9 protein-coding genes are annotated in these 8503 nt (G+C 52.3%); 1 reads left to right on the forward strand and 8 read right to left on the reverse strand.

Features of this window, described 5'->3' with window-relative positions; translation table 11 throughout:
- Nucleotides 1-330 precede the first annotated feature (330 nt).
- The 4 genes from JQN68_RS14115 to JQN68_RS14130 form a co-directional block, all read right to left on the reverse strand.
- Nucleotides 331-504 carry a hypothetical protein gene (locus JQN68_RS14115; RefSeq protein ID WP_225073786.1) on the reverse strand — a complete coding sequence of 58 codons (174 nt, stop codon included), beginning with the start codon at nucleotides 502-504 and terminating at the stop codon, nucleotides 331-333.
- Nucleotides 505-763: 259 nt separating this feature from the next.
- Nucleotides 764-1066 (reverse strand): hypothetical protein, encoded by a 303-nt coding sequence (locus tag JQN68_RS14120; RefSeq protein ID WP_225073785.1) that lies wholly within the window; start codon nucleotides 1064-1066, stop codon nucleotides 764-766.
- A gap of 502 nt (nucleotides 1067-1568) precedes the next feature.
- Nucleotides 1569-1955 carry a GxxExxY protein gene (locus JQN68_RS14125; RefSeq protein ID WP_225073784.1) on the reverse strand — a complete coding sequence of 129 codons (387 nt, stop codon included), beginning with the start codon at nucleotides 1953-1955 and terminating at the stop codon, nucleotides 1569-1571.
- Between the two features lie 1013 nt (nucleotides 1956-2968).
- Nucleotides 2969-4630 carry a glycosyltransferase family 4 protein gene (locus JQN68_RS14130; RefSeq protein WP_249621268.1) on the reverse strand — a complete coding sequence of 554 codons (1662 nt, stop codon included), beginning with the start codon at nucleotides 4628-4630 and terminating at the stop codon, nucleotides 2969-2971.
- An 823-nt stretch (nucleotides 4631-5453) separates the two neighbouring features.
- Between JQN68_RS14130 and JQN68_RS14135 the strand changes: the two genes are divergently transcribed.
- A complete protein-coding gene (locus JQN68_RS14135; RefSeq protein ID WP_249621269.1) occupies nucleotides 5454-6038 on the forward strand; it encodes a flavodoxin family protein in 585 nt (194 codons plus the stop codon).
- A 423-nt stretch (nucleotides 6039-6461) separates the two neighbouring features.
- Here JQN68_RS14135 and JQN68_RS14140 read toward each other — a convergent pair whose 3' ends face one another.
- From JQN68_RS14140 to JQN68_RS14155, 4 genes are all read right to left on the reverse strand, one after another.
- Nucleotides 6462-6851, reverse strand: a complete 390-nt coding sequence (locus JQN68_RS14140) for a HepT-like ribonuclease domain-containing protein (protein WP_225073901.1) — start codon at nucleotides 6849-6851, stop codon at nucleotides 6462-6464.
- Nucleotides 6848-7162, reverse strand: a complete 315-nt coding sequence (locus JQN68_RS14145; protein WP_225073900.1) for a nucleotidyltransferase family protein — start codon at nucleotides 7160-7162, stop codon at nucleotides 6848-6850. Before JQN68_RS14145 ends, JQN68_RS14140 begins: the two co-directional genes overlap by 4 nt.
- A 274-nt stretch (nucleotides 7163-7436) precedes the next feature.
- Nucleotides 7437-7781: a HepT-like ribonuclease domain-containing protein gene (locus JQN68_RS14150; RefSeq protein WP_225073899.1), complete on the reverse strand. Its 345-nt coding sequence runs from the start codon at nucleotides 7779-7781 to the stop codon at nucleotides 7437-7439.
- A complete protein-coding gene (locus tag JQN68_RS14155; protein ID WP_225073898.1) occupies nucleotides 7778-8071 on the reverse strand; it encodes a nucleotidyltransferase family protein in 294 nt (97 codons plus the stop codon). Before JQN68_RS14155 ends, JQN68_RS14150 begins: the two co-directional genes overlap by 4 nt.
- Nucleotides 8072-8503 lie beyond the last annotated feature (432 nt).

Genomic DNA, 8503 nt, shown 5'->3' on the forward strand with positions numbered 1-8503 from the left:
TCTGATCTCACCACCCGCTACGCTCGAGGCACAGAGGACACAGAGTTACAATCTGAGAAAGGCAAAAGCTTATACCCCTTTTTTGCCGCAGATGCACGCAGATGAACACAGATGAAATCTTTAACCAAGAACATGTTTTTAGGGTTTAAACCAAGACCGGGTTCTTAAGGTTTTCTCCCGCTTTTCCTCTGTGTCCTCTGTGGCTCGAGGGAGCGCAGCGAACGGGTGGTAAAACCTGCCTTTGCTTTTGACCTTGCCCTTATCCGCATGTATCTGCGTTTATCTGCGGATAAATGACCTTTGACCTTGATTTTCTAGCGGCGCCAGATCTTAAGCCACCCGCACCCCTACCCCCTCATCCGACCCATGCCGAGCCAAAAACTCCGCCAGCGCCTTGCGCTGAATGCATTTGGCCAGGTAGCTGTAGCAGGCCTCCTTGCCGCAGTGGCTGTTGCCTTCCTTGATGGAATGATGGGAACACCCGTCACAAACTTCAAGATACATAATCCCAACTCCTGAAACCGTTGTCACCGCCCGCTGCGCTTGAGAACGCGGAGGGCGCAGAGTTTATAATTCGATAAATATAAAACTTGTAACCTTTTTTTTGCCGCAGATGCACGCAGATGAACACAGATGGAATCCCAAAACCAGAATTCGCTTTAATGTTTTAACCCAACACCCGGATTTTAAGGTTTACCTCCCGCTTTTCCCCTGTGTCCTCTGTGCATCGAGTGAGCTCAGCGAACGGGTGGTAACCTGCAGTTCAAGGTTCACAAACCTTATATCCTTTATGTGCTTCGGTATCTTGACGATGATCTGCCAAATTTCCAACCATGACATCGATGCGTTGTTCAATATTTTTAAAACGCGAACCGGATTCGTGATGTGCCGACTCCACCTTCTCGAACAACATCCGATGGCCTTCGGCCAATAGCTCCAATTTATGTTGCAAGTTCTCTTCGAGTATGCCGATTCTTTGATCAAAGGCCTGTATAATTTCGCCCTTGAACCGATGGACGGCCCGGTTCATCAAGTTCTCGATTTTTTCCAAGTCTTTGTCATCCATATCCAAACCTCATTCCCACCACCCGCTGCGCTCGAGGCACAACCTTTTTTGCCGCATATGCGCGCGGATGAACGCAGATGAAATCTTAACCTGAGAACCTTTTTTAGGGTTTAAACCTAAGATCCAGCCTTTAAGGTTTTCTCCCGTTTTTCCTCTGTGTCCTCTGTGGCTCTAGAGAGCGCAGCGAACGGGTGGTAAAACTTGCCCTTGCCGTTGACCTTGCCTTGTCTCCGTTCATCTGCGGCCATCTGCGACTAAACAGCCTTTGACCTTGAATGCAAAACCCTTGGACGCAGATTGCGCAGATTTTCGCAGACAGAACCCTTAAAACCCACAACCTCTTTTTTGCCGCAGATGCACGCAGATGAACGCAGATGAAACCTTAAACCAAGAACCTTTTTATGGTTAAACCCAAGACCAAGGCCTTTGTCCCTTTAGGTTTTTGCCCTATCCGCGTGTATCTGTGTTCATCTGCGGCTAAATTGCTTTTAAATTTAAAAACCTAACCATTACCTACAACCACTCTTTTTACCTGAACCTTCGAATTTCCGAAATTTATCAGCAAAGCCACCTTCTTTCCGGTTGCTTTTAAATAATTTAAACATTGAGCGATATGTATTTCGTCGATTTTCTTAATTGCCTTCAATTCCACAATGATTTCATCATTGACGAGCAAATCAACAACATAGTCACCAACCAAATGTCCATCATAGTAAACCTGGACAGGCTTTTGAATAACTACAGTTAAGCCTGATTTTTCCAACTCATAAGCAAGTGCATTTTCGTAGACCTTTTCTAAAAAACCGGCCCCAAGTATGTTAGCAACCTTGTACGAACAGCCAATGATCTGCTCTGTCACACTGTTGTAATAGGCTTCATCGCGAACCATGGCAAACCCATAAAAATTTTATTGCAAACTACAATAAACTGATTTTTTCCTTATCAGGGTGTATCTGCAGTCATTTGCGGCTAAGTACCTTTGCTCTTGAAATCAAAATCTCTAGACGCAGATTGCGAAGATGTTCGCAGACAAAACCTTAAAAATCCATAACCCCTTTTTTGCCGCAGATGCACGCAGATGAACACAGATGAATTCTTTAACCAAGAACCTTTTTTAGGGTTAAACCCTAGACCAAAGCCTTTTTCCTTTGTTTTTACCCCTATCCGCGTGTATCTGCGTTCATCTGCGGCTAAATGACCGTTGACCTTGAATTCAAAACCTCGAGACGCAGATTGCGCAGATGTTCGCAGATAAAACCCTAAAAACTAACACCTGTTTCACCGCCTGCTTCGCTGGAACTCCACAACCTTTTTTGCCGCAGATGCACGCTGATAAACACAGATGAAATCTTTAACCAAGAACCTTTTTTAGGGTTAAACCAAAGACCAAAGCCTTTTTCCTTTGGTTTTTACTCTATCCGCGTGTATCTGCGTTCATCTGCGGCTAAATAGCCCTTGCCTGTGGATCAAAAATCTTTGTTTTCCACAGTTGCAAGCTGATGAACACAGATACAACCTAAAACCAAGAACCAAGAACCTTTTTCTAGGTTTTAACCCAAAACAGGAGTTTAAGGTTTTCTCCCGCTTTTCCTCTGTGTCCTCTGTGCCTCGAGCGTAGCGGGTGGTAAAACCTGCTCTTGCCTTTGCTCTTGCCCATATCCGCGTTCATCTGCGTGCATCTGTGGCAAAATTGCCTTCGACCTTGAATTCGAACCTCTTAGAGGCCAGATTGCGCAGATTATCGCAGACAAACCTTAAAACCCGTCCCCCTGCCGCCCCCGTGTCAACAGTATGACACAACCTTGCCACGGAGGTTAACTTAGCAATTCCGGGGCCAATTTTTCCCTTTTCGGTTCTGCAGGACCATAGCGCTACCACTGACAAAATGCAAGAACTTTAATCTCACCCCACCATGCCCCGCACCACGAAGGTCAGCAGCACGCCGTGCATGCCGATGAACACCCAGCGGAACAGGGGTTGGGCCTTGAACGCGAGGATTTTGCAGGCGGCGAACAGCACCATGCCCTTGAAGATGACCTCGGGCAGGCGGTCATCCAGGTTGAGGGCCGGTGCGAACACGGCGACGGACAGGCACATGGCGGCCAGGAGCAGATCCAGGGAGTTGTGGCCGTGGAAGGGTTCGTCCTGGCGGAACAGGATGCGCAGCCCGATGACCGCGGCGCTGAGCACGAACAGATGGCTGTTGAGGAAGCCGGGCAGCAGGGAGGCTGCGCCGGCGGCGTGCTGAAATTCGCCGGTGAGGAAGGCGATGAACAGGCCGGCGCTGAACAGCAGGCTGAGCAGGAAGGGATGCCGGTAGCTGCGGGTCATGAGCAGGGTCAGAATACTGACGGCCGGCAGCAGCAGGGACAGGACCAGGCTCTGGCCGTCCAGGCGCACCGGATGAACCCCGGCGCGCACCAGAAACAGGATCAGGGCCAGGGTCAGCAGCAGGTTGGTCTTGGCCACCCAGCCGCTGAGGGTGCGGTAGAGGGCGGTCTCGCGCAGGCTGTGCTCGGAATCGTTGCGGAACAGGGGCCAGCGCTCCCGCTGCCGCCCCAGGGCCCGCAGGCCGCCGTAGAAGACCAGGGACAACAGCAGATAACCGGCCAGCAGCACGTGCTCGGGCAGCTGGCGCAGAAACAGGGCCACCAGGGCCCACAGCAGGGTCAGGCCATGGAGGGCCAGCACCGTGAAGCGGTGGCTGAAGCCGAGATCGAGAATGCGGTGATGGACGTGGGTGCGATCGGGCCGGAAGGGATGGCCGCCCTGCAACAGGCGCTCGCCCATGACCCGCAGGGTGTCGATGATGGGCAGGCCGAGGAGGATGAAGGGGATCACGGGCTGGACGCCGGCGGCCGGTTGCTGGGTGAGGAACACGGCCAGGAACCCGAGCAGGAAGCCGAGGGTCAGGCTGCCGGCATCGCCCATGAAGATGCGGGCCGGATAGGCGTTGTAGCGCAGAAAGCCGAACAGCCCGCCCATGAGGGCGGCGCACAGGGTCATGACCGGGGCGTTGCCGACCTCCATGGCCAGCAGCAGGAAGGCCCCCAGGGCCAGGGCGGAGAAACCGCCGGCCAGGCCGTCGAGACCGTCGAGGAGGTTGATGGCGTTGACCACGCCGACCACGGCGAAGACCGTGAAGGGCGCTCCCGCCCACATGGGCAACTGGATGACGCCGGTGCCGAACAGGTTGCCGAGCTGGCCGATATACAGGCCGCTGATAACGATGGTGACCAGACAGCCGACGATCTCGCCGAGGAACTTGTGCCGCGGGGAGAGGCCGTAGAGATCGTCGACGAAGCCGGTGACAAACAGCACCAGGGCGCCGGCCAGGATGCCGCGCACCTGCCGGTCGATGGCGTCGAACAGCAGCAGGGCGAAGAGAAAGGCGATGAAGATGGCGACGCCACCGAGACGCGGCCGGGGCCGCACATGGGTCTTGCGATGGTCGGGCTGGTCCAGTTGGCGCTTCTCGATGGCCCAGCGGCGCAGGCCCGGCACCATGACCAGGGCCAAAAACAGAGATGTCATGAATACATAAAACAATTGCAGCCGCGGCATGGCAGGACCCTCACCCTAAAGACGCATGGAAATGGGGCAAAACATACAACGACTTCAGAAGGGAATCAAGAATTCTAATCTTTTACCTGTCAGGTCATAGTTTGCGGTTATTCCCTCCCGGTTCGAACCCTTCACGACAGGGACCGGCGTTTTACAGGGTGAAGGAAAGCGCTTTGAAAAAACGGACAAAACGATGGCCGCAATGGTGGCAGAGATAGAACCGACTCCAGGGCAGAAGGCGCATCCACCAGTTGCGGGGGATGCGTTCACAGGCGGAACCGCGGCAAGCAGGACAATGTTTTTTAAAGGTCAACATGGCATGAAATCTCTGGTTGAAGGTGGCCGCAGTCAAACTTCTGACGTATGGGGGCAAGAATAGCGGCCTTTTCCAGGGCATGCAAGCATTTTAATAATTTTATTTATACGACTGTTTTTTGCGACATAGTGTCACCCATATACCCGAAAATACGAGGGCAAATACCTGTTAGCCGATGCCTTGGCTGTACCTCCCTCCACCCTCAAGTCCCTATGCCGAAGAGAGAAGGAGTCAATTTTTTGAAGGGGAAATTTTGAATAAAGGAAAAAAGCAACATTTTTTGAGGACTTGCAAGGGACGTCAAAACGGCAAGCGAAAGCTTCGAACCATCTCCACATTTTTAACATTAGAGTCCTTGATCAATTCAAAAGCCGTGGTATATTAACCCTCGAACATTGACCCCTTTATACGATGCAGCCAGGTGCCAAACTTCGTGGCCGAGTTGGCTCCGAACGCAGGGCAAGATACTGTATTTATTTCATTATTCCATGAGGCGGGGGAAACACCGTGAATGTCCTGATCCTGAACGACCACTGTGTGAAAAATCCGGCGGAATTAAAGCTGCTCAAAGGTCTTTGCGACGGTATCGCGGCATCCCATAAGATTCAGTGGGTCGACGCCCACCAACTCGAGGTGCAGCCCTGTCAAAATTGCCAAAAATGTCACCCCTTCGGTGAATGCGTCCTGCCCGAGGACGACGCCCACCACATCGGCCGCCTGCTGTTTGCCGCCGACGCCCTGGTGCTGGGTCTGAGCGCGAACGCCCCCAATCTGACGACACCCGGCAGCGCCCTCCTCGAACGCTGCCGTTCGGCCCTGGCCTATCGGGATGAAAACGGCGCAAGCCACCCCTGGCGCAAACACCGGCCGGCGGCGGTGATCGCCCTGGGCGCCGCCAAGGCGGCGCGCCCGGGTGCGGGCGCGGACCCTCTGCGACCGGGCCTGCGAAGCATGCTGAATACGGGTGGATTTACCTTGGTGGGCACCCTGCAGGAGTGCGGGGAGATGGAATCGGCGGACGCCCTGCCCCTCATTCAGCGGGCGCAGAATCTGGGACGGGAGCTGTCGGAGCGGATGTATTTTGCGGTCTGAGGGGATGCGCGTCTGGTTCACCGCCCGCTGCGCTGGAAATCCACAACCTGTTTTTGATGCAGATTGTCGCAGATAAAGCCTTAAACCGAAAATCCGATCTCACCACCCGCTTCGCTCGAGGCACAGAGGACACGGAGTTACAATCTGAGAAAGGCAAAATCAACAACCTTTTTTTGCCGCAGATGCACGCAGATGAACGCAGATAACACCTTAAACCAAGACTCTTTTTTTGGGTTTAAACCAAGACCGGGTTCTAAAGGTTTTCTCCCGCTTTTTCTCTGTATCCTCTGTGGCTCTAGCGTAGCGGGTGGTAAAACTTGCCCTTGACCTTGCCTTGTCTGCGTTCATCTGCGGCCATCTGCGACTAAACAGCCTTTGACCTAGATTGATCCCGCCTGATAGCGACAGATACCCCATTCAACATCAAGAGCTTGGCAGATTCAAGTTGCCGACGGTTCCTTCTTCCGCTTCTACTTGGCGAAGCATTTCAATCAGCAACGGCCGCACCGTCGGGATGTCCTCCTTGGCCGTGCGCCAGACAATCTCCAAGCTCACCCCTATATAATCATGTATCAATTTGTCGCGCATCCCAGCCAAACTTTTCCACGGTATCTTAGAGAACCTCCGCCTCATAACGCCCGGTATCTTTTTTGAAGCTTCCCCGATAATCTCAAGACTTCGAATTACTGCGTAGGCGGTTTTATCATCTTGTTTGAACGAATCAACCTCCAGGCCGCCGACGAATTCCTCCGCCTTTTCCATGGCATCAAGAATATCCCGCAAATAATCCTGGACCAGCCGCGAGCCTTTCATATGGAGCGAACCTCTTGCAGTATCCTTTTGCCAATGGCAGGCTTCAGGGCTTCTCTCTGCACGAGATCAACAGACACGCCAATAAGTCGGGAAAGTTCTCTCTCCAGGTCGAGAAAGCGCAACAACCCTGGCGTTTTAAAAAATTCGACCAAAATATCGAGATCGCTTCCCCGACGTTGCTCTCCGCGCACATAGGATCCGAAAAGCCCCAAGGATTGGACAGCATACTCGCGTTGCAGGCGCGGCAGTTCTGTACGCAGGATTTCGATAGCTTCCTGCAGATTAATTTCTGCTCTCTTTGCTTTTTTCATAGAATTCACTTTCCGACAAAAATCTAAAAGGCAAATCCTACAATCTATTTTTTGCCGCAGATGCACGCGGATGAACACAGATAAAACCTAAAACCAAGAATATCTTAAGGTTTTCTCCCGTTTTTCCTCTGTGTCCTCTGTGCCTCGAGCGAAGCGGGTGGTAAACTTGCCCTTGCCCTTGACCTTGCCTTGTCTGCGTTCATCTGCGACTAAACAGCCTTTGACTTTGAACTTGTCCTTGCTGCATCCATCCGCAAGCAACCCATTGCTTGTTTCAGCGTTGCATTTTTTCATAAATTTCTTCAAGAGCCTGCTGCAATGGCGGCAGGTGACTGCCCAGGGTTTCCCAAATCAGCACCACATCGACCCCCAAGTATTCATGAGCAAGGACATTGCGCATTCCGGCAATTTGTGGCCAGGGAATGGTCGGATTTTCGGCTGTCAACAGCTCAATACCAAAATCCTTGATGGTTTGACCGATGATTTCCAGATTGCGTATGACCGCATCCTGGGTTTTTCTGTCCGCAAGAAAATCTCCGAGTTCGTAGCCTGCCGTGTAGGAGCGGATCAAGGCAATACTTTCAAGGGCTGCGGCAATAAAAACACCGGGGTCTTTCATAGCGGGACCGCTTCGTTGAGAACACGCTGCCGCAGATGCTTATTCAGAGCCCGGGCGCTGACAACATCCACTCTGCGTTCCAGTTTGCTGGAGAGTTCCTGCATCAGCCCCACCTGGTCCAATAGCGTAGAACCAGGCAAAAAATCAACCAGCAGGTCTATGTCGCTCTCCTCCTGATCTTCCCCGCGTGCGACCGACCCGAAAAGGCGCACATTGGCGGCATGATACCGACGTGCAATCGCTAAAATGTCCTCCTTGTTACGGACTAAATTGTCTAGTAGAGAGCCCATGCCGTGTCCTTTCGCAAAACAAAAACCCTCATCAATTCACTGCAAAAGGCGATTCGACCGCCCAAATCCACAACCTTTTTTTGCGCAGATTGTCGCAGATAACACCTTAAACCGAAAATCTGATCTCACCACCCGCTGCGCTCGAGGCACAGAGGGCACGGAGTTACAATCTGAGAAAGGCAAAACCTACAATCCTTTTTTGCCGCAGATGCACGCAGATGGACACAGATAACACCTTAAACCAAGAACCTACTTTTGGGTTTAAACCCAAGATCCAGGCTTTAAGGTTTTCTCCCGTTTTTACTCTGTGTCCTCTGTGGCTCGGGTGGTAAAACTTGTCCTTGCCTGTGACCTTGCCCTTATCCGCGTTCATCTGCGTGCATCTGCGGCTAAATTGCCTTTGACCTTGAATTCAGAATCGCTAGACGCAGA

The sequence above is a fragment of the Desulfuromonas sp. CSMB_57 genome (genome assembly GCF_020194955.2).
Classification (GTDB): Bacteria; Desulfobacterota; Desulfuromonadia; order Desulfuromonadales; family Syntrophotaleaceae; genus JAFCIY02.